Annotated in this window: 24 protein-coding genes, 1 pseudogene and 1 riboswitch; of the genes and pseudogenes, 21 read left to right on the top strand and 4 right to left on the bottom strand. The window is 33.8% G+C overall.

Annotation, left to right across the window (positions count from 1 at the left end; genetic code table 11):
* The first annotated feature begins 99 nt into the window (after positions 1–99).
* The 3 genes from ACFSFW_RS10500 to ACFSFW_RS10490 all read left to right on the top strand — a co-directional run bounded on the left by ACFSFW_RS10500 (position 100) and on the right by ACFSFW_RS10490 (position 1767).
* A complete protein-coding gene (locus ACFSFW_RS10500) occupies positions 100–624 on the top strand; it encodes a DinB family protein (RefSeq protein WP_388037851.1) in 525 nt (174 codons plus the stop codon).
* Positions 625–729: 105 nt separating this feature from the next.
* Entirely contained in the window at positions 730–1197 is a 468-nt protein-coding gene (locus ACFSFW_RS10495) for a GNAT family N-acetyltransferase (RefSeq protein WP_388037848.1), read from the top strand.
* Positions 1198–1406: 209 nt separating this feature from the next.
* Positions 1407–1543, top strand: a riboswitch (cyclic di-AMP (ydaO/yuaA leader).
* Between the two features lie 5 nt (positions 1544–1548).
* Positions 1549–1767: a hypothetical protein gene (locus ACFSFW_RS10490; protein ID WP_388037846.1), complete on the top strand. Its 219-nt coding sequence runs from the start codon at positions 1549–1551 to the stop codon at positions 1765–1767.
* Positions 1768–1830: 63 nt separating this feature from the next.
* Here ACFSFW_RS10490 and ACFSFW_RS10485 read toward each other — a convergent pair whose 3' ends face one another.
* On the bottom strand, positions 1831–3192 hold the full coding sequence (locus ACFSFW_RS10485; RefSeq protein ID WP_388037843.1) for a TrkH family potassium uptake protein: 1362 nt from the start codon (positions 3190–3192) through the stop codon (positions 1831–1833).
* 45 nt (positions 3193–3237) lie between these two features.
* The gene (locus tag ACFSFW_RS10480) at positions 3238–3387 is read right to left on the bottom strand and encodes a hypothetical protein (RefSeq protein WP_388038175.1); all 150 of its coding nucleotides are present in this window, start codon (positions 3385–3387) and stop codon (positions 3238–3240) included.
* Between ACFSFW_RS10480 and ACFSFW_RS10475 the strand changes: the two genes are divergently transcribed.
* Positions 3332–3496, top strand: a complete 165-nt coding sequence (locus ACFSFW_RS10475) for a hypothetical protein (RefSeq protein WP_388037841.1) — start codon at positions 3332–3334, stop codon at positions 3494–3496. The two genes, ACFSFW_RS10480 and ACFSFW_RS10475, sit on opposite strands and share 56 nt — an antisense overlap.
* Before the next feature lie 323 nt (positions 3497–3819).
* Entirely contained in the window at positions 3820–4926 is a 1107-nt protein-coding gene (locus ACFSFW_RS10470) for a glycosyl hydrolase family 18 protein (RefSeq protein ID WP_388037838.1), read from the top strand.
* A 260-nt stretch (positions 4927–5186) separates the two neighbouring features.
* Here the strand turns inward: ACFSFW_RS10470 and ACFSFW_RS10465 are convergent, their stop codons facing one another.
* On the bottom strand, positions 5187–6194 hold the full coding sequence (locus tag ACFSFW_RS10465) for a DUF2268 domain-containing putative Zn-dependent protease (protein WP_388038172.1): 1008 nt from the start codon (positions 6192–6194) through the stop codon (positions 5187–5189).
* A gap of 411 nt (positions 6195–6605) precedes the next feature.
* On the opposite strand from ACFSFW_RS10465, the gene ACFSFW_RS10460 reads away from it, so the two are divergent.
* The 11 genes from ACFSFW_RS10460 (at position 6606) to ACFSFW_RS10410 (ending at position 13824) form a co-directional block, all read left to right on the top strand.
* A complete protein-coding gene (locus ACFSFW_RS10460; protein WP_388037836.1) occupies positions 6606–6992 on the top strand; it encodes an ACT domain-containing protein in 387 nt (128 codons plus the stop codon).
* Positions 6993–7006: 14 nt separating this feature from the next.
* A complete protein-coding gene (locus ACFSFW_RS10455; protein ID WP_388037833.1) occupies positions 7007–7867 on the top strand; it encodes a PhzF family phenazine biosynthesis protein in 861 nt (286 codons plus the stop codon).
* Between the two features lie 166 nt (positions 7868–8033).
* Positions 8034–8207: a hypothetical protein gene (locus ACFSFW_RS10450; protein ID WP_388037831.1), complete on the top strand. Its 174-nt coding sequence runs from the start codon at positions 8034–8036 to the stop codon at positions 8205–8207.
* A gap of 100 nt (positions 8208–8307) precedes the next feature.
* Positions 8308–8829: a hypothetical protein gene (locus ACFSFW_RS10445; protein WP_388037828.1), complete on the top strand. Its 522-nt coding sequence runs from the start codon at positions 8308–8310 to the stop codon at positions 8827–8829.
* A 127-nt stretch (positions 8830–8956) separates the two neighbouring features.
* Positions 8957–9589: a hypothetical protein gene (locus ACFSFW_RS10440; RefSeq protein WP_388037826.1), complete on the top strand. Its 633-nt coding sequence runs from the start codon at positions 8957–8959 to the stop codon at positions 9587–9589.
* A gap of 268 nt (positions 9590–9857) precedes the next feature.
* Entirely contained in the window at positions 9858–10427 is a 570-nt protein-coding gene (locus ACFSFW_RS10435; protein WP_388037823.1) for a sigma-70 family RNA polymerase sigma factor, read from the top strand.
* Between the two features lie 416 nt (positions 10428–10843).
* On the top strand, positions 10844–11329 hold the full coding sequence (locus tag ACFSFW_RS10430) for a hypothetical protein (RefSeq protein ID WP_388037820.1): 486 nt from the start codon (positions 10844–10846) through the stop codon (positions 11327–11329).
* A gap of 190 nt (positions 11330–11519) precedes the next feature.
* On the top strand, positions 11520–12230 hold the full coding sequence (locus ACFSFW_RS10425) for a nucleotidyltransferase domain-containing protein (protein ID WP_388037817.1): 711 nt from the start codon (positions 11520–11522) through the stop codon (positions 12228–12230).
* Between the two features lie 94 nt (positions 12231–12324).
* A complete protein-coding gene (locus ACFSFW_RS10420; protein WP_388037815.1) occupies positions 12325–12789 on the top strand; it encodes a hypothetical protein in 465 nt (154 codons plus the stop codon).
* A 152-nt stretch (positions 12790–12941) separates the two neighbouring features.
* On the top strand, positions 12942–13160 hold the full coding sequence (locus ACFSFW_RS10415) for a hypothetical protein (RefSeq protein WP_388037812.1): 219 nt from the start codon (positions 12942–12944) through the stop codon (positions 13158–13160).
* Between the two features lie 478 nt (positions 13161–13638).
* A complete protein-coding gene (locus ACFSFW_RS10410) occupies positions 13639–13824 on the top strand; it encodes a hypothetical protein (protein ID WP_388037810.1) in 186 nt (61 codons plus the stop codon).
* 265 nt (positions 13825–14089) lie between these two features.
* Here the strand turns inward: ACFSFW_RS10410 and ACFSFW_RS10405 are convergent, their stop codons facing one another.
* Positions 14090–14512: an RDD family protein gene (locus tag ACFSFW_RS10405; RefSeq protein WP_388037807.1), complete on the bottom strand. Its 423-nt coding sequence runs from the start codon at positions 14510–14512 to the stop codon at positions 14090–14092.
* 224 nt (positions 14513–14736) lie between these two features.
* Between ACFSFW_RS10405 and ACFSFW_RS10400 the strand changes: the two are divergent.
* From ACFSFW_RS10400 to ACFSFW_RS10380, 5 genes and pseudogenes are all read left to right on the top strand, one after another.
* Positions 14737–15420: pseudogene (locus ACFSFW_RS10400) on the top strand (HAD family hydrolase).
* A 263-nt stretch (positions 15421–15683) separates the two neighbouring features.
* Complete coding sequence (locus ACFSFW_RS10395; protein WP_388037805.1) at positions 15684–16175, top strand: sigma-70 family RNA polymerase sigma factor; 492 nt, start codon at positions 15684–15686, stop codon at positions 16173–16175.
* On the top strand, positions 16168–17193 hold the full coding sequence (locus ACFSFW_RS10390) for an anti-sigma factor (protein ID WP_388037802.1): 1026 nt from the start codon (positions 16168–16170) through the stop codon (positions 17191–17193). The genes ACFSFW_RS10395 and ACFSFW_RS10390 overlap by 8 nt, the downstream gene beginning before the upstream one ends.
* Positions 17178–17495 (top strand): hypothetical protein, encoded by a 318-nt coding sequence (locus ACFSFW_RS10385; protein WP_388037800.1) that lies wholly within the window; start codon positions 17178–17180, stop codon positions 17493–17495. The genes ACFSFW_RS10390 and ACFSFW_RS10385 overlap by 16 nt, the downstream gene beginning before the upstream one ends.
* 106 nt (positions 17496–17601) lie before the next feature.
* Positions 17602–17820: a hypothetical protein gene (locus ACFSFW_RS10380; RefSeq protein WP_388037797.1), complete on the top strand. Its 219-nt coding sequence runs from the start codon at positions 17602–17604 to the stop codon at positions 17818–17820.
* The last annotated feature ends 185 nt before the right edge of the window (positions 17821–18005 follow it).

The following is an 18005-nucleotide window of genomic DNA, read 5'->3' as shown; positions in this document are numbered from 1 at the left end:
GGTAAGGGCCAGGCCCTTTTAGTTTTGTAATAATAAGGGAGTTTGAAGAGATATAATCATAGTAAATGGAGAAGCATAATGATGAGAAGGAGGAGTTGTATGCAATTTAACATGAAAGAAGCGATAGAGGTGCTTGAACGTACACCACAAATGCTGGAGTCTTTTTTATCTGGTTTATCGGAAGGATGGCTGCACTGTAATGAAGGTGAAGGAACTTGGAATGCCGTTGAAGTGATAGAGCACCTCATTGAGGGTGAGAGAAATAATTGGATACCAAGACTAGAATTTATTCTTCAGGAAGGTTGCAATCAACCATTTCCTCCATTTGATCGATATTCACACTTAAAAGATAAATCTCAAATGTCAATTGATGAAAAGTTGCAGGAATTTAAAGCACTAAGAATGCAAAATATAACAAAACTTAATTCTCATATTGATCCTGATCTTCATCTTGAGTTGAAGGGTTCACACCCTGCATTTGGTACAGTGAAGATGAGAGAGCTGCTTTCAACATGGGTTGTTCATGATCTAACACATATTGCCCAGATTGTAAGGGTGCTGGCTGAGAGATATAGGACAGACGTTGGTCCTTGGAAAGAATATTTAGGTATTTTAAAAGAGTAGGAGAATAAACATTAGGTGTTATTCAACAAGGTTAAAAGAGAATTGGTATTTTACTATAGGTGCAGGTTTATGTAAGAAGTAATAATTGTTGGAGGAGAAGTAAAGTTGAAAATTAGACTTGCTGAACTAAAAGATAGTACTCAATTAATCAAAATGAGATGGGATTTTACGGTTGAATTTGATGAAAGTAAAAAAGACTCCTCATTCGAGCATTTTGAACAGGAATGCCATTCTTTTTTAGAGAAAGCAATTAATAGTGACCAGTGGTTTATATGGGTTGCAGAGATAAATGGACAAATTGTATCACATATATACATAGAATTAATTCAAAAAGTCCCCCGACCTGGTAGAAGAACATACCCATTTGCCTATATGACAAATGTATACACAGTTCCAGAATACCGGAATAAAGGCATTGGAAGTGATATGCTTCGTATGATCAATCAGTGGATTAAAGAAAACAATTATGAATTTGTGATTGTTTGGCCTAGCATAGATTCTATTCATTATTATAAGAAAAACGGTTATATTTCGAGTACGGAGCCTATGGAATATTTCCCATCAAAAGACTAGTGCGTTTTTAATTGAGTTAGTGTACTTAAAAAGTAGGATCGTTTAATAGTTTTATTTATAATTTTACGGAAAGATGAGTTATATCTAGAAAAATAAAGGGATATGAGGTTATTTTATAAAAAAATGCTTAAAATGGCGTATTTTCGAGGATTTTATGTATTTACAACTCGTAACAACCGGAGTATTCTAGTGGCAAAGAAAACCTTAATGAAATATTTCGGCCTAATTCTGTAAAGGGAACGGAGGAACCAATATTTGGGGTTAACTCAAACTTATTTGAGGGGATGAGATTCTCTTTCGCCATCCTACCCGTCAGCTAACTTCGTAGGCTAAAGCGAAGGGGTGGTTATTATGGGGAATATTTGCAGATTTGTAATTAACGCGATAGGTAAAAATGGAGAATTATATTATACCCAATGTAGGGATAAGGAAGAATTAAAACATTGGCTAAAAAAGAATCAACATAAAATCTTTGTCAATGACTTAAAAGTTATCGATAAGGAAAAAAATCCAACCCTACGATGGTTGACTAAAATAGAATTAAGAATGGCTTTAAGACGCCATTCTTAAGATGATAAGACATTAGTATAACAATTTGAAAGACCTTCTACTATTAGAGAAGGTCTTTTTAAATTACCCAATGATTACTCGCTCTTTTGGATAGTGATATTTCGGTTCATTACCATTTTTAGAAATAATAAATATAAAAGAAAGAATTCCAATTCGTCCAATAAACATTAACAGAGTAATGATGATTTTTCCAATATCACTTAACTCAGAAGTTATTCCCATTGATAGACCAGTTGTTCCAAAAGCCGAACATACTTCAAATAGTATTTCCATTGTTGAAAAGGGCTCCGTTATTTTTAGCAGCATAACAGAGATGAAACAAAGGAATATTGCTGTATGCATAATAGCCATTGATCTTAATATGTCATCAGGGTGTATTTCTCGTCTAAAAACCTTCACAGATTTATTCCCTCTTGCAAAGTTATACATAAATAACAGATTAATCGCAAATGTTGTTGTTCTTACTCCACCACCAACAGAACTTGGAGAAGCTCCAACAAACATTAAAACACATAGTGCAAGAAGTGTTGGTTCAGAAAACTGGCCCACATCCATGGTTGCCAAACCACCATTTCTAGTTGTAGCCGATTGAAAAAATGCATAGAAAAAAGACTCGTGCCATGTTTTATCAGCGAAGAAATGGCGTGCTTCCAAAATTAGAATGGAAATTGTACCCAGAAACATCAACGAAAAAAATGTAACAGTTGTTAATTTTGTATATAAAGAAAAATGGGGTGATTTATATGGTTTTTTATTCCGTATAAAATCTTTTACTTCGATTAGTACAGGAAATCCGATGGCCCCAAGTGTTAATAAGATGATATTTATCAACTGGACAAAATAATCGTTCGCAAATGGAATGAGTGATTGACCAGTAATATCAAAGCCAGCATTTGTTGTTGCACTTACAGATGCAAAAAAACCTTGTAAGTATGCTTCTTGCCAGGTAGGATAATACGATAAAAAATATGTACCTAGAATAGTTCCTCCAAATATTTCGATAGCAATTATGATAAACAAGATATTTTTCATTAGCTTTACAAGCCCAGCCAGTGTGGATTGGTTTTGGTCAGTTTGAATAAGTTTTCTTTCTTTTAATCCAATTTTTTTTCCTACCAGTAACCAGAAAAAAGTCCCTAATGTCATAATTCCTATTCCACCAAATTGTAGGATAAACATGAGGATAAAAATACCAGCCGTAATAAATGTATCAGGAGTTGAAACTACACCAAGTCCAGTAACACTAATTGCACTAACAGCTGTAAATAATATGTCAACAAATGTCCAATCTACTCCTGGTTTTAGAGCGATAGGTAGGCTTAATAAAATGACAGAAACTAGTACTGCAAGTAAATAAAAGGTAACGATTATTTGGGAAGGTGCAAGGTTCCCAAACTTAACTTTAATTTTTCTCAGCTTAGACATCCAGATAACCCCTTTGGTAATGATTTTACCTACAATATGAAATTATTATAAACCTTTTGATATCATCTTCAAATAAGACATTACGTAGTTGGAAGAACATTTTAAGACAGGGAGAAGGGGAAGGTGAGGGTTTGAAGCAATGATGGCCCCATCACCAATGGCCACAACAGGTACGACAGTGGCATTTGCTCCAATCCAGACATTTTTACCGATTATTAAGGTAGAGGATATAAAAGAAGATAATGATCATGCCTATTTCCACTTTTATGACCCAAGTGGTAAGAAGCTTCAAGTACACTGGTAAGATCAAAATAAATTACCTTATTTTATTAACGGGTGCTTCCTTTATAAGGAGAAGTGCCTTTTTATTTTAGAAAGAAAATTGTACTGGTTTTTCGCTCTGAGCGTTTTTTACGCAAATTTTAATGTTATTTTAAATGTTAATTTGGTTGCTAATTCAGTTGAGATTTTCCTTCTTTATGCTTTTTGTACTGCAAAACCGAACTACTAAAAATAAGTTGTGATGTTATTTTTCCCGAAATCCTTAAAGGGGGAAAGTCACTCGGTGAATAAGATTCAACTTTTCTTATCAACTTAAGTACTATACAAATTAGAAGAAGGTGTATTATGTCGAAGAATAAATATCGGTCAATCACCATCATTTCTTTAAGCCTTGCCTTAATCCTAATTTCATCGTGTAGTCAGTTACAAAGAAAAGAAGAACACAAAAATGATAAAACTCCTCGTGAAGTTTTAGGTTTCTATACAGAACAGGAAGGAACATTTCCAGGGTCTCAACCTACAGTTGACTCGCAATTCGCCAGTTTAAGCAGCATTGCACCTTTCTGGTATAAGCTTGATGATAATCGTCCAGGCAATCTTATAGATTCCGTTACATCAGATCATAAAAGAAAGGTTATTCAGAGTGCCCATGATAAGAACCTGAAGGTATATATGGTTGTACATAATCTCTTCTATGAAACCGTGGAGAAGGGCAAGCAGGTAGCGAGTAATGTCCTTAATAACGATAAAAACCGGAATGTTTTTATTGAGAACCTACGCAATGAAATGACTCAGTTTAACTATGACGGTATTAATATTGACATGGAAAATTTGAATTTGACTGACCGTGATTCCTTTAGTCTGCTGATTAAAAAATTGTCTGATGCTCTGCATGATGATGGAAAAGAAGTTACGGTTTCTGTCCCGGCAAACACAGGTGATTCCCGCGCTAATCCCTGGTCACCGTGGTTTGACTATGAAAAACTTGGTCTATATTCTGATGGATTAATGATTATGACATACGATGAACACAACCCTAGAACAACACCCGGGTCAACAGCATCAGTCGATTGGACAGAAGCAACGATTCGTTATGCTTTGAACCAGGGAGTACCACCATCAAAAATTTTACTCGGTATCGCAGGTTATGGATGGGACTGGGATACAACAGCTGACAAAGCCGAGTATAGCTCCTATGTACAGATTATGGATCAGAAAGAAAAATATAAAGCAAAAGTTCTATGGGACTCCCGTTCACAAACACCTCATTTCAGTTACGTAGATAAAGAACAACACAGCCACCAGGTATGGTTTGAGAATAGCCATAGTCTGCGGTTTAAGCTAAACCTTGTAGAAAAATATAACTTACGGGGAATCGGGATTTGGCGACTAGGCTTAGAAGACCCAATGTACTGGGAAACCATACCCGAGAAAATAAAAGTAAAAAAGTAATAGAATGGTCATCCCAATCCTGAATATGGGTTCTGAAACAAGGAATATTTCAGATCGAATTTAGAAGTTTGAATCCGACCTAACGAGGACAAGAATCAAAGATCAAGCTGCCAATCATTCTTGGCGGCTTTTCTTATTCAGCTCACTGGGCAGGATAGTAGAAGAAGAAAAAAACAGCTTTATAATTAAGTAGACAGAAAATGCAAAACAAAAAAGCAAAGTCAGAATGTCTCTTCCTTTGCAAGAATCTAAATAAACTTTTATTTTGAAATCCTATCTCCATATTTACTATTTGATAAAATCTCCTCCGCAGGTAATACTGTCCAGTCTCTGACCGGGGTGGTGGGATTCTTTTCTAAAAAGGAATTCACTATTTGGTATCCAATCTTGTAGTTGGTCCAACGGGGGATTCCCTTGTTTGGATTTCCAAAATAATCGCGATATAATGATTGGTCAAGGTCAATTGACCATAAATCTTCTTCCAAATCCTCCCATACCTCTTTTTCTTTTTGTGCTGAAAGAGGTTCTATCCACGGTATAGTAATATCGGGGTAAAGACTTTTGGCAAAAGTGTCCGCTTTTCCTTCGAGAATAATTGAATCTAATAAAGTGTTATTCCAGTTTACATTTCCGCTCTCCATATAAATAGTATGATGATATTCATGTGCAACAGCATACTCCAACAAATCCTCTTTAAATGAAGATGGATCAATCTTTATTAAGATTACATCCTTACTAACTGCGTTCCCAGCAACGCCACCCATTAAATTGATACCATCCATGTTATCCGGATTTGGAGGAAATAAATACACTCTCTTATTCTCGCCTGGAAGGGTATTAGATGATTTAATCAAGGCTTGTTCTATTATTTTATTTATTTCATCTTGATTATTAATTAGAGAATAAACAAATTCCTCTAAAGTTTTAGTGTTTTTAGGAGTTGCAAAAGCATAATGGTCCTTTATCCAATACCCCTCTCCTTTACCTAAAGTATCTAATTGAAATGGTTCGACAACTTTTTGATAGTAATGTTCTTCCATCTTCTCGTGTTGTTCAATTTCTGAAACGCTTTCTATGTAATCTAATACTTGAGTATAAAAGGGTATAATTTTAAATTCCTGATTGCCATTCTTCACAATGATGGGGTTCTTAATATTTAGATCTTTAGGTGATTCAACTTCAATTGTTTTATTAGAACAACCGATAAGTAATACAGCAATAACGGAAAATATGAAAAAAGGAATTAGTCTATTAATTTTAATCACCACCAAATTTAAAAACTATTTTTAGTATAACCTAAATTTTCCTTTTATTCCAATTATTTTACAAGTAGATTATTATAATTTTATCGCCTACTTATATGCCTGTTACTTTTAACTCATTAGACCACCTTTACTGAAGAAAAGTGTAGACGGGTGGATAAAATTAGCCCATCACTGCATAAATTTCTTAAGCTTTAACCTTTCCTGTACTATGCTTAACTCACTGGAAAAGCAATTTATGAAAAAAACGTGTTTAAAGTTTGTGAAATAATGTACTTATAGTAACGTGTGCGTTGATCCAAGAAGGATTAAGGTACTTTTTTGCTGAATTCCTTATTGAACAAACGATGCAAGTTAGTGAAACAACATTTTGAGAGAATAAATGGTAAAATAACTCCTAAAAGGAGTGCTGTAAATATGAAATTAAGAATATTAGATTCAAATTTTTCCGTTGTGAAACTTTCTCCAACTGAAAAAATACCAGTGTGGGCATTAAACTCCGATGTATTTTCTATTACCCGAACAGATGAAGAACTTTCTATCGTGTGTACCTCTGAATGTCTACCACTGAATGAAGCATTTATGGATGTGGAAAACGATTGGAAGTGCATAAAAATTGATGGAGTTTTAGACTTTAGCTTAACAGGAATTTTAGCTTCATTAGCGAATCCATTAGCCGAAAATAATATCAGTATCTTTGCTATTTCAACCTTTAATACCGATTACCTACTTGTTAAAAGTCATTCAATTGAAAAGGCAAAAGTTGTATTAGAGAATGATGGTCACAATTTTAGCGACTTTTGAAAGGGGAAAAAATGATGAATCACCAAGTTCCATTCCAACAAGTTGATGTATTTACAGAGATTCCATTCAAAGGGAATCCAGTTGCTGTAATAATCGATGGCAATGAACTCTCTACAGAAGAGATGCAGACAATCGCAAACTGGACGAACCTATCTGAAACCACTTTTGTATGCAAGCCATCGGACCCACAGGCTGACTATAGATTGCGTATTTTCACCCCTAATAGTGAACTTCCTTTCGCGGGACACCCAACGATAGGTTCTGCTTTTGCAGTGCTTCAAAATGGCTTTAAACCTAAGACAGAAGGACGCTTAGTTCAGGAATGTGGTACCGGGTTAGTTTCTATTTTTGTGGATGAAGATAAACTGTTTCTCACGTTACCTGAGCCAATAGTAAAGAGCGTACCATCTGCTGATGTAGATAGACTTGCAAATGCTTTGGGAGTCAGTTCAAATAGTGTTAAAACTAGTGCTACGATTGATGTTGGTGCAGTTTGGATTACGCTACAATTATCTAGTGCAGACGAAGTAAGAAGCTTACGACCTGACATGGCTGAACTCGCCACATTAATTCCATCAGGTGTAACAGGTGTTACTGTATTTGGACTTACTTCCGGAAATACAGAACCTGATGTTGAAGTGCGTTCATTTGCCCCTAACGAAGGAATAGATGAGGACCCAGTGTGCGGTAGTGGAAATGGATCTGTGGCAGCATTAGTTAAAAAACATAAACTTATAGGAAAACAAACTTATGTAGCAAGTCAGGGTTTTTGTGTAGGGAGAAACGGAAAGGTTGAAGTTCGATTTACCGATAATGGTGAAATTTTAATCGGTGGTCATGCAGTAACTTGTATTGAAGGTAAACTAAATATTTAATGGAAAGACTTTGATCTATTTGGAATAATACTTTTTCTTACTAAAAATTACGGGTGCGATTGCTAAACAGGCAATCGCATTTTGTGTTTTCAGAAGAGGAAAAAAGAAGGACAATTAAAACCCAGAACGAATTGTTACTAAGGAATGTAATCTCAGGGGGGATTAGATGTTTTTGGATATTGTAATCATATTATTTATTTTATATGTCATCTTCAGCCTTTCGACTATAAAATACCAACTTAAATTGATAATGAAACATCTAAATATTAAAGATGAAGAGATAAAAAAAGTAAGTAATGAAGAAATTGAGAAAGAGCTGGAGGATGAATTAAAACGTTAATGCGTACTTCGGTTATTCTATTAAAGGTGCAGGTTAGTTGGAAGAAGAATGTAGTCCATTATAGTTGGAAAATACACCTAATAGATTAAGGGGGATTAATTTGAAAAAATTAATTGGCGGCTTATGTTTTTTATTACTGATTTCGGGTTGTTCTAATAAAAATGTGAGCAGTCCACCTTCAAATAATGAGGAACTTATAGACAAACAAAAAACGGAAATTACAAGATTAAAAGAAGAAATAATTACATTAAAAGGTGAGAATGAATTACTTAACAAGAAGCTAGACGAAGTAAGCCCAAACATACAACTTCTAGATCATCAATCAAGATATATTATGAAACTAATCCATGAAGGTAATCTAGATAAATTAGAAAATAATTATCAATTAAAGTTTAAACTAGCAGATGACCATGTTTTATTCGATGAAGTTGAGGTTCAACCCTTTCCAGTAGAATTGGCAAATTTACCTATGTATTTTGCGTTTTATAACCCAAATGAAGATTTCACGGAAGTGGGTTACTACCTTTATGATAATGAACCTGAACGCGAACGAAAGTACTTAATTGCTTTCTATTATGACAAAGAAAAACAATTTAGATATATTATCTCGGGTGACACGTAATATTGTGATAGAAAAGGGTCGCTTTAATTAGGGAAATTAGTCGAGTGATAACCTATACACCCGACCCTCTAATATGAGGAACTTATAGAAAACAAAAAATCAGAAATTTTTCAAGGGAGAAATATTTATGAAAATAAAAAATAAAATGATTTTAATCTTGTTTATTTTTATTTTTGTTTCAGGATGCACTAATACTGACTCGGTAACTTTTAAAGAAGAAAAAGAACTGTTAACGAATGAGATTTTAGAATTGAAAAGGCTTAATTCTGAAAAAGATGAGGAGATAAAACTTTTAAAAGAAAGTAATCTAAGTGAAACGACTAAGTTGTCTGAGCAAAAAACGAGCTTGGAAATGATACGATGGTCATCCATTGCCAGGTTAAATGATTATAATAACACCTTTGATAATTTAACCAATATTTATAAGCTGCATTCTGATCATATCATTAAAGATGATTGGTATGTAATTAATGACGACTATTTTCAATTTGAATTATTAAAGTATGAAAATGCTACGAAGGTAGATTTCTACACTTTTAGATTGGAGTCGGATCAAAGTCCAAACTTAGTGTTTACTGATACTGACTATACAGATGGATGGAAATATACAAATGAAACTATCGGTAACATAATAAATAAGCAAAAGGGTTCTGATTCACAAGGGATTTCATATGAACCATTTTTTTTAATCTATACAGAAGTGACGTTGAAGGATGGAAGTGTTATAAAAACACCCAATCTACCAATATATAACAAGTGAATGGATTAGTTTTAATGAGCGATATTAGAAATGTTTTGTAATGCTTAAAAAGATAAATTCCTCTTCAACTAATCTGCCATTGCTAAACAAGTGCAGTCGCTTCTTTTGAACGGTGCAGTTGAGTTGAAAAAGAATTATCTCCCGTTAATAAAATTTTTAGTAATCGCCTAATAAAGGTGCGTTAATTCAAAATAGAATTAACGCTTTTATGTTTTATGGGAACCTAACCTAATTTAGTGTCGTCTATTAGGGTGGAAGGGGGAAGAAAATGAAAAGGGAATTAGAAAATACTGAAGAGGATAAGATTCAAAAAGTTGAATCATTACTTAATCAGAATGGGACTGAATTAAAACGGATTGCTTATCTCTATGTTAAAGACCACTCCCTTACTGAAGATATTTTACAAGAAGTATTTATTTCTTGTTTTAAGCAAATGGACTATTTCAGAGAGGAAAGTAGCTATAAAACTCGGTTAATTAAAATCACAATCAACAAATGCAAAGATGCTTTGAAAAGATGGAGTTTTCGAAATATCATTTACAAAGAAAATCTAGATTCGAGTTTAGTAGAGACAAGAACACCAGAACTTCATACCGTTTCAAAAATAGAAGATATACATTTAGCAAAACATATTTTAGCTTTGCCAATAAAGTTTCGAGAAGTTATTATTCTCTATTATTATCAAGACCTAAGTATTGAGGAAATAAGTCTTATTCTAGATGTAAAAAATAGTACTGTAAAAACAAGACTTCATAGAGCAAGAACAAAGTTACGAAAAAAATATGAACTCAAAAGTATTGTATGGAATTTATCATGGAGAACCACCTTGGCTTGTTAGAATTACTTATAGCACATTTAATATCAATGTAGGTGATAGTGATGAAACTAAAAATATAAATGGTTTTGATGTTCATTATTCTAAAGTTAATAGTAATAATGGTAATTTCCTTATAGCTCATTTCAATGTTGAAAAAGGTTCATATTCCTTGGAATTTGCATTAACAGAAAAATTAACAGAGGAAAGAGCATTTGAAATTATAGAAACAATTACAAAAGAAAACAATTGATAAAATCAATTAAGAATAGGAGAACCATACATCTCAGTCTTATTAAATAAAATATTAGGTGCGTTGATCCAAGGAGGATTACGCACCTTTTTTGTTGAAGTAATTGAACTATCGGTGCAGTAAAATTCAATAAGTATTTGGTTTTTATTGTAAAATATTATAAATAAAATGTTGAGAGGATGATTTGGTGAAAAAAATCATAACGATTATCGCAGTTATAGTAATTATTGTTTTTTTAGCATTTGCATTTGTACCTGGTTTCATAGATAAAATGCAATCCAGAAACGCTGCTACAGATGTTTTAGACAATGTAATAGAGCAAGATTATGAAAAAGTTTTTGAAAGTGTTTATTATTTTGACCAAGCATCAGATTTAGAACCAATCATTTCTTATGAAGATGCGAAGAAAAAATGGGTTCAAAGAGTAAAAGATTTAAGAGAAAATGGGGTTTATCTTGTTGATTACAATCAATTGCGGGTCCGTTTGGATGATACTTATCCGAGAGGAAGTGTTGATTTAGTCATTATGGAAAATGGGGAAAAGAAAATCAAAGAAGATGTTGGTTTGTGGTTTGCTCCAAGAGAAGAAAAATGGAAATTAGGGAATTTCAATTATAATAATGATGATATTGAAGAAGAGTGGGAAAAAGCTCTGAGTGGGAATTTTAACTAACCTGTGCGTTGATCCAAGAAAGATTAGTGCTCCTTTTTGTAAGAAATTATTAAACTATCGGGGCAGGATAGTTGAAGAAGCCATAAATAGCCTCTTTTTTTAAGCTGAATTTTGTTTAACTAAAGGGGGAGCTTTGTTGAAGACGAAATTTGAGAAGGCAATAAAATAGTTAGGAGGGATTGTATTGAGAATGTCTGGAATTGATGCTGCTAATAAATTTGTGAAAGAGAAATTTCCTAATTGTGATATTGCTTTTTTAGCAGGAAGTGCTTCTAGAAGAGAAGAAACTGTAACATCTGATTTGGATATTGTAATTTTTGATAACTCAATGGACAGTAATTATCGAGAGAGTTTTGTTTTATATAATTGGAAAATTGAAGCCTTTATACACAATTACACATCTTATCTAAATCAATTCGAATTAGATAAAGAAACAGGAAGACCAATTTTAGCCAATATGTTGGTTGAAGGAAAAATCATTAGAGATAATGGTAAATCAGAGGAAATAAAAGATAGCGCAAAATCTTTTCTTAAAAGTGGTCCAAAACCATCAACCGAAAACTTTATACAAGCTTCAAGATATTTCATTTATGACCTTCTTGATGATTTTAAAGATACTAACAATCATCAAGAGGCTATAATGACTTTAAATACAATCTCAACGCAACTAGCAGATTTTATTCTTCGAGTTAATCACCAATGGAGTGGAAGAGGAAAAGGTCTTGCAAGGTCTTTAAACAAATTCGATGAAAGAATGTATAATGAATTTTTCGATTCTTTGGATTGTTATTATAAGGATGGGGACAAACAACCATTTATTAAATTTGTGAATGACTTCTATGAGCCGTTTGGTGGTCCTTTATTTGATGGCTTTTCACAAGGCTTTTCACAAGGAAAATAGTTTTCATTCTTGAACTAACGGAGCAGGTTAGTGCAATAAGAAATCACAAAAGTAATGAGCATTTATTTTAAATTAAGATTAAACGGAGGTTGGGATGCGAAAAGTTTATCTAGATAGAACAGAATTAACTGGAGCCATAAATGTAAATTTAAAAGATACTGAGGTTATACCAGCAGGTACAACAATTTATCCTATGAGTGTTTATCATAAAAACGAGGAGTATCAAAAATATGCTAACGATTATGATATTCAATTTATCTTTGACGATGATATTCCACATTTAGAATTTTATACGGTTCCTTATGTAGATATTATGGCAAAAGATAGTAAAGGTGGATTTATCGGAACTGTTGGTCAACAATGTGATTTGAAAAGTGACGCACCAATTTGTTATATCAATAGGCATTTAGAATGCTTTATAATTTCTAAAAACGGAGAAGATTTTCAGAATAATATAGGAACATGGCAAGACAACTTGAAACCCTATGATAAAATTACCGTTTACCGTTCGAAAGCAGAAGCAGAAATGGAACTAGAATTTATCGATTTATCTGTCTGATAGTCCTCCATTATTATAAATTCATATTGAACCAAAGGGTGCGAGAGCCAAAGAACAGAGCTGTCTTAGGGGTAGCTTTTTCTTATTGTACTAACGAAGCAGGTTACTTTAACAAGAAAATGTGGTAATATTTAGAAAAAAGGAGTGGTTGGATGCAAATAAAGGACTTTTCCTTATCCATCATATTAAATGCCTTTTTGGGATATTTGTGGGTACTTTTTATTAACCATATTATTGAAATTGCAAATTCAATGAACAACACGTTGATTATCGGTGGACTTATTATAATCATAGGTAGCGGCTTATTTTGGGAAATTGTTAAAAGGGTAGCACCATATAATGAATATAAGTTAAGTTTACACATCCAGTAAAAATGTCAGGATTTATTTCATTTATAATTGTGGTAGGAATTCATTTGTTTGTAGTGAATTTATTATAGCCTTATTTCACTAACGGGTGCGTTGATCCAAGAAGGATTACGCACTTTTTTGTTGAAGTTACTAAACTAAAGAAGCAGAATAGTTGAAGAAGGAATTTTTTAACAGTCCATAGAATACTTAGGTGATTTTAAGTAATTTTAAGGGTGTTTATATGGCTATGTCTATATTTTAATCGTTATTTCTGTTATTGGATTTGTAATTTACCGAATGATTAAGAAGAAATCAACATCATCTAACATATATACACAATACGATGACGTTATAATGGGGAAGAAAATTGAAGTGAAACGAGAAAGTCCTTTAGAAGACTCAAAACACGTTACCCAATACGAGGAAAAAGTAGAAAAAGATAAAACAGTTTAATGTCTAAATTTTTGTTTTGTCTTACTATAAATGAAGGAGCGAGAGAATGCACTGGAAAAAATATGCGATACTTTTACCACCATTTGTTCTTATAGGTTTTCTTTTATTGTTTTACCTACCAACAGGTCAAAAACATTTTGCAATATTAATCGCCTTAGTGTTCTGGACATTTTATTATGCTTGGGTTTACATCGATAAGAAAAGAAGAAAAGATGGTATTGAAAGATCTTGAGTTAAAGGCATCAACAAATAAGATCTCTTTTGAATTACCGAAGCAGCTTAGTGGAAGAACTAATCCCACCAATATAGTGTAATTTATTCTTGTGCCTGACCCTCAGCACGGTAATGCTTTACTGTGCTGAGGGTCAGGCCCTTTTAATTGGGTATTCTATTAAAGGTGCAGGTTAGTTGGAAGAAGAGTGTAATCCATAAATTTTTTGTAAAAGTATTAAACTACAAAGCAGGTAAGTTAATAAATGGGGCATTGTCTGCCCCTGTTAATTTCTTTCGGGGGGATTATAGGTGACATATGTGCCGGCTACGAAGTCATGGATGGCTCTTTTATCTTCTCGGACGACCACCATTACTACACTTACAATGAATCCGATTCCTAAAGTCAAGGTGTAGATTAAACCTGCTACTACAATCCGAAGTAACATATTCCCTATGTGTAATTTTTCACCATCAACCCTCGCAATTCGAATCCCGCATACCTTCTTTCCAACTGTATACCCATACCATAAGACTGGTAGGCTAAGACCATATAAAAGTTCTAGAAGGCCAGATTGCCAAGAATCATCATATACCGGAAAGTTAAAAATGAGTGAAAACAGAAAAACAACAAAAGAAACGACAACACCATCTATAAGTGAAGCACCAAGACGAATCCAAAATCCAGCTGGATCAAAAGTACTATGCATGTAAACACCCCCAATAGAATATATTCATCTAAATGACTCCTGATTCCCTTATTTTACCACCACTAGAATGCCGGTCATCAATCAGATGAATTAAATTAATATGTAACTTTTTAGAGGGTCATATTGAAGTTGTAAAGATAACTGGCAGTTTAGATTAAGAAGGAGTTTGTATTAGCTATCTAGAAGATATGATTATCTTGAAGTTGGGGAGGGTGTCATCAAAAGTGATAAAAGCTGTTTTATTTGATTTAGATGGAACTTTATTAAATAGAGATGAGTCAGTAAAAATGTTCATTGAGAGGCAATATGACAGGTTATATAAACTAGTAGGTCATATTCCAAAAGAGAAGTATATGTCACGATTTATAGAATTAGATAACCGAGGGTATGTTTGAAAAGATAAAGTATATCAGCAATTAGTTGATGAATTTAACATTGCTGATATAACTTGGGAAAAATTACTCCAAGATTACATTAGTGAATTTAAGAATCACTGTGTTCCTTTTCCCAATCTTATTGCTATGTTGGAAGAACTGAAAAGTAACCATCTTGTTATAGGAATGATTACAAACGGTTATGGACAGTTTCAAATGGATAATATTAAGGCATTGGGTATAGATAAATATTTTAATACGATACTAGTATCTGAATGGGAAGGAATTAAAAAGCCAGATCCTCAAATATTTATCAGAGCATTAGAGAAACTTAAGGTTTTACCTAGTGAAAGCATATTTATGGGAGACCATCCTGTGAATGATGTAAAAGCTTCTCAAAATGTAGGAATGAAAGGAATTTGGAAACGAGATTTTCAATGGGACCATGTTGAAGCAGATTCCATAGTTATTGATTTGTCGGAGTTACCTTTAATCATAGAAAAATTAAGCAAACAAAATGTTGAGTCTTTTTAAACTAAGGGTGCGATAGTCCAAAAAAGGATTATCGCTTATTTTTGTTGAAGTTATTCAGCTAACCGGTCAGGAACTTTTCAATAAGGATAATGGTTATTTGTGGTAAAGTCTATAATAAATGGTTGGTAAATTTATGCGATTATATAATTTGACCACAGCCTCTTAATTATATTTTGGTTGTACAAAAGAATATGAAAATAATTAACTTATTTTTGCAACTTTTGATATTGCTGTTTCGTGGATAGGTTGAAGGGGGGAAAGCGGTGGATTTAGATGAGGCGTTTGAAGCATATGTAGATGATTTATATCGATACTTGTTTTCCCTTTCAAAAAATCACCATACTGCGGAGGATTTAGTTCAGGAGACGTTTTACCGAGCGTATCTTAAGCTGTCGGAAGATGACATTTGCCATATTAAAACTTGGTTGTATAAAGTGGCCTATCACGCTTTTATTGATTTTATGAGAAAACAAAAACGGCTGGTCATTACCGATGAAGTGGATAATCGAATTAGTATGAAAACCCCAGAAATTGATCTATTAGAGAAGGAAGGATTTGCTGCACTTATGAACGATATTCATTCATTGAAGGAAATCGAAATGCATACACTGGTTCTTTGTGACTTGCATCAATTGAGTTTAAAAGAAACAGCAGAAATTCTTCAATTGAATTTGAATACTCTTAAGAGCCATTTATCAAGGGGAAGAAAAAAGGTGGTTGAAAGGGTCAAGGAAAGGAGGAGGCAGGATGGATAAAGAGCAAAATCAAAACGATAAGGAACTTTATCAATCTTTTTTAAATGAATCGATGCAAGATTATGAGAAAAGCAACATGGTACCGGAAAAAGATCAAAAAAAATTAATTAAAGCGGGTAGAAATCATGCATTACAAACCAATATTATGATCAGTCTGGCTATCTTACTATTAATTGTTCCAGTGCTTACATTAAGCAGTTATTTGTATTACGCGATTGGCGGAAAAGCAAACCATCTAATTGATATTGCCACAAAAACGATTTATGTAACAGAACCGAACATGAGTTTAGAAGAGATGGAAGTAGAAGAGGATATCGGATTTTTTACAATGAATCTCTATTTTGATGTTTTTAAGCGGATTGGAAAAGAGGATTATAATGCAGGAGAGTACTCGGTAAGTTTTGCGCTGGATAATGCAAACTTACCTGACCGGAATATGAACCTTGAGAGGCCGCTTCCAATTACAGGAGACATGGAGACTGACATGCTTTATCATCCGAACGGACCACATGGTAAAACGGTTAATTCCGATTGGGAGATTCTCGATCACCTTCCGGATGGAACTGTGGGGGAGATTTATCTTTCTATGAATCAATTGATGAAGCCAGAGGAACTTGAAAATCAGCTTGGGAAAAATGTCGAGGTCAGATGGGTAGCTGTTGATACAGGGCTTGAGGATAAAAACCTATATGAAGCGGGATATTCAGTTACGCCAATTGGTTATCCGCTGCAGGTTGATACCACTACATGGTCACCATTTAATGGAAGAGAAAAGTCAAATGAGGAAGTATTTTTAGCAATAATAAAATTCCTCGCTAAGGATGAAAAAACAGCAGAGAAAATATCGCGGGCAAGATCTTTAGCTTTAAAGGAACGAATCCCGTACATCGAGAAAAATGGAGTTCAAGTCTATGGAGCAGTTGTTACAGGACCAACTCCGGAATTAAGAAAACTGAAGGATATTGATCTAATTAATGTCATGAAGGTGGGGGAAGTGAGGCTATGGAACTGGAAATGAACAATAAAAACAAAGGAAAACAAAGCAAACTGCCAACTATTTCGGGATTCCTATCCTTCCTTACCTCTCTTATAGCACTGGCGGGGGTAAATGTGACACTATTAATGGATATCGATGATTTTCCTGAAATGTTTCTCATCATCCTACCGATTGTAGGTTTATTCCTAGGGCTCCTCGGATTGATTACAACCAAAAGATCGAAATTATATGCATTTTGGGGAATTGGGATTAGTTTATTTATCTTAGTCTTTACATTTCTAATGATTGGGTTATCTTGGGTAGGGATTAATCCGAAGCCTTGATAAAGGTAGTGTAGGAAAATTAGAGTTGGATAAAAGTTATTCTGCTAAAGGCAGGTAAGCAAGTTACTTCAATTTTAGATTTGTGGTTACAAAGGAGATTATTACAATGAAAAAAAATTACATGACAGCTCTTTTTATATCAATGCTGATTATTACTTCAGCATGCCAGAAGGAATATGACGGAGAATATATACAATGGGGAGATTCTGAGGAAACTGTTGATACAAATAGATTAGAAGTTAATAACATCCCATATAAAATTAAAAATGGTAGAGTATATATCCCTGAAGATGCTTTTGATAAGGCGATCTACTGCTGTTCATAAAAGATATAGTCAAATGGAATTTGGCTTTTTGTCCGGATGGACCAGTAACGTTGAATATGAAGTAAACAAGAACTTTAATCTATGATCAGTAGCGATAATCCAAGAAGGATTATCGCTTATTTTGTGTGCCAGGCATGTTCATTAACTTGGCGGTGAGAGTCCGCTATGGGCGTTGGGATATGCGA

It is taken from the genome of Ferdinandcohnia salidurans (genome assembly GCF_042680725.1).
In the GTDB taxonomy this organism is placed as follows: domain Bacteria; phylum Bacillota; class Bacilli; order Bacillales; family Bacillaceae_L; genus Ferdinandcohnia; species Ferdinandcohnia salidurans.
The sequence above is the reverse complement of the archived record's forward strand: the minus strand, read 5'-3'. Positions and strand labels throughout refer to the sequence as shown.

Bases quoted from the DNA above. Each gene is read 5' to 3' on its own strand.
- ACFSFW_RS10470 (WP_388037838.1), top strand. From the start codon at position 3,820: ATGTCGAAGAATAAATATCGGTCAATCACCATCATTTCTTTAAGCCTT.
- ACFSFW_RS10500 (WP_388037851.1), top strand. From the start codon at position 100: ATGCAATTTAACATGAAAGAAGCGATAGAGGTGCTTGAACGTACACCA.
- ACFSFW_RS10420 (WP_388037815.1), top strand. From the start codon at position 12,325: ATGCGAAAAGTTTATCTAGATAGAACAGAATTAACTGGAGCCATAAAT.
- ACFSFW_RS10435 (WP_388037823.1), top strand. From the start codon at position 9,858: ATGAAAAGGGAATTAGAAAATACTGAAGAGGATAAGATTCAAAAAGTT.
- ACFSFW_RS10455 (WP_388037833.1), top strand. From the start codon at position 7,007: ATGAATCACCAAGTTCCATTCCAACAAGTTGATGTATTTACAGAGATT.
- ACFSFW_RS10460 (WP_388037836.1), top strand. From the start codon at position 6,606: ATGAAATTAAGAATATTAGATTCAAATTTTTCCGTTGTGAAACTTTCT.
- ACFSFW_RS10425 (WP_388037817.1), top strand. From the start codon at position 11,520: ATGTCTGGAATTGATGCTGCTAATAAATTTGTGAAAGAGAAATTTCCT.
- ACFSFW_RS10475 (WP_388037841.1), top strand. From the start codon at position 3,332: ATGATGGCCCCATCACCAATGGCCACAACAGGTACGACAGTGGCATTT.
- ACFSFW_RS10385 (WP_388037800.1), top strand. From the start codon at position 17,178: ATGGAACTGGAAATGAACAATAAAAACAAAGGAAAACAAAGCAAACTG.
- ACFSFW_RS10380 (WP_388037797.1), top strand. From the start codon at position 17,602: ATGAAAAAAAATTACATGACAGCTCTTTTTATATCAATGCTGATTATT.
- ACFSFW_RS10485 (WP_388037843.1), bottom strand. From the start codon at position 3,192: ATGTCTAAGCTGAGAAAAATTAAAGTTAAGTTTGGGAACCTTGCACCT.
- ACFSFW_RS10410 (WP_388037810.1), top strand. From the start codon at position 13,639: ATGCACTGGAAAAAATATGCGATACTTTTACCACCATTTGTTCTTATA.
- ACFSFW_RS10450 (WP_388037831.1), top strand. From the start codon at position 8,034: ATGTTTTTGGATATTGTAATCATATTATTTATTTTATATGTCATCTTC.
- ACFSFW_RS10490 (WP_388037846.1), top strand. From the start codon at position 1,549: ATGGGGAATATTTGCAGATTTGTAATTAACGCGATAGGTAAAAATGGA.
- ACFSFW_RS10405 (WP_388037807.1), bottom strand. From the start codon at position 14,512: ATGCATAGTACTTTTGATCCAGCTGGATTTTGGATTCGTCTTGGTGCT.
- ACFSFW_RS10390 (WP_388037802.1), top strand. From the start codon at position 16,168: ATGGATAAAGAGCAAAATCAAAACGATAAGGAACTTTATCAATCTTTT.
- ACFSFW_RS10415 (WP_388037812.1), top strand. From the start codon at position 12,942: ATGCAAATAAAGGACTTTTCCTTATCCATCATATTAAATGCCTTTTTG.
- ACFSFW_RS10440 (WP_388037826.1), top strand. From the start codon at position 8,957: ATGAAAATAAAAAATAAAATGATTTTAATCTTGTTTATTTTTATTTTT.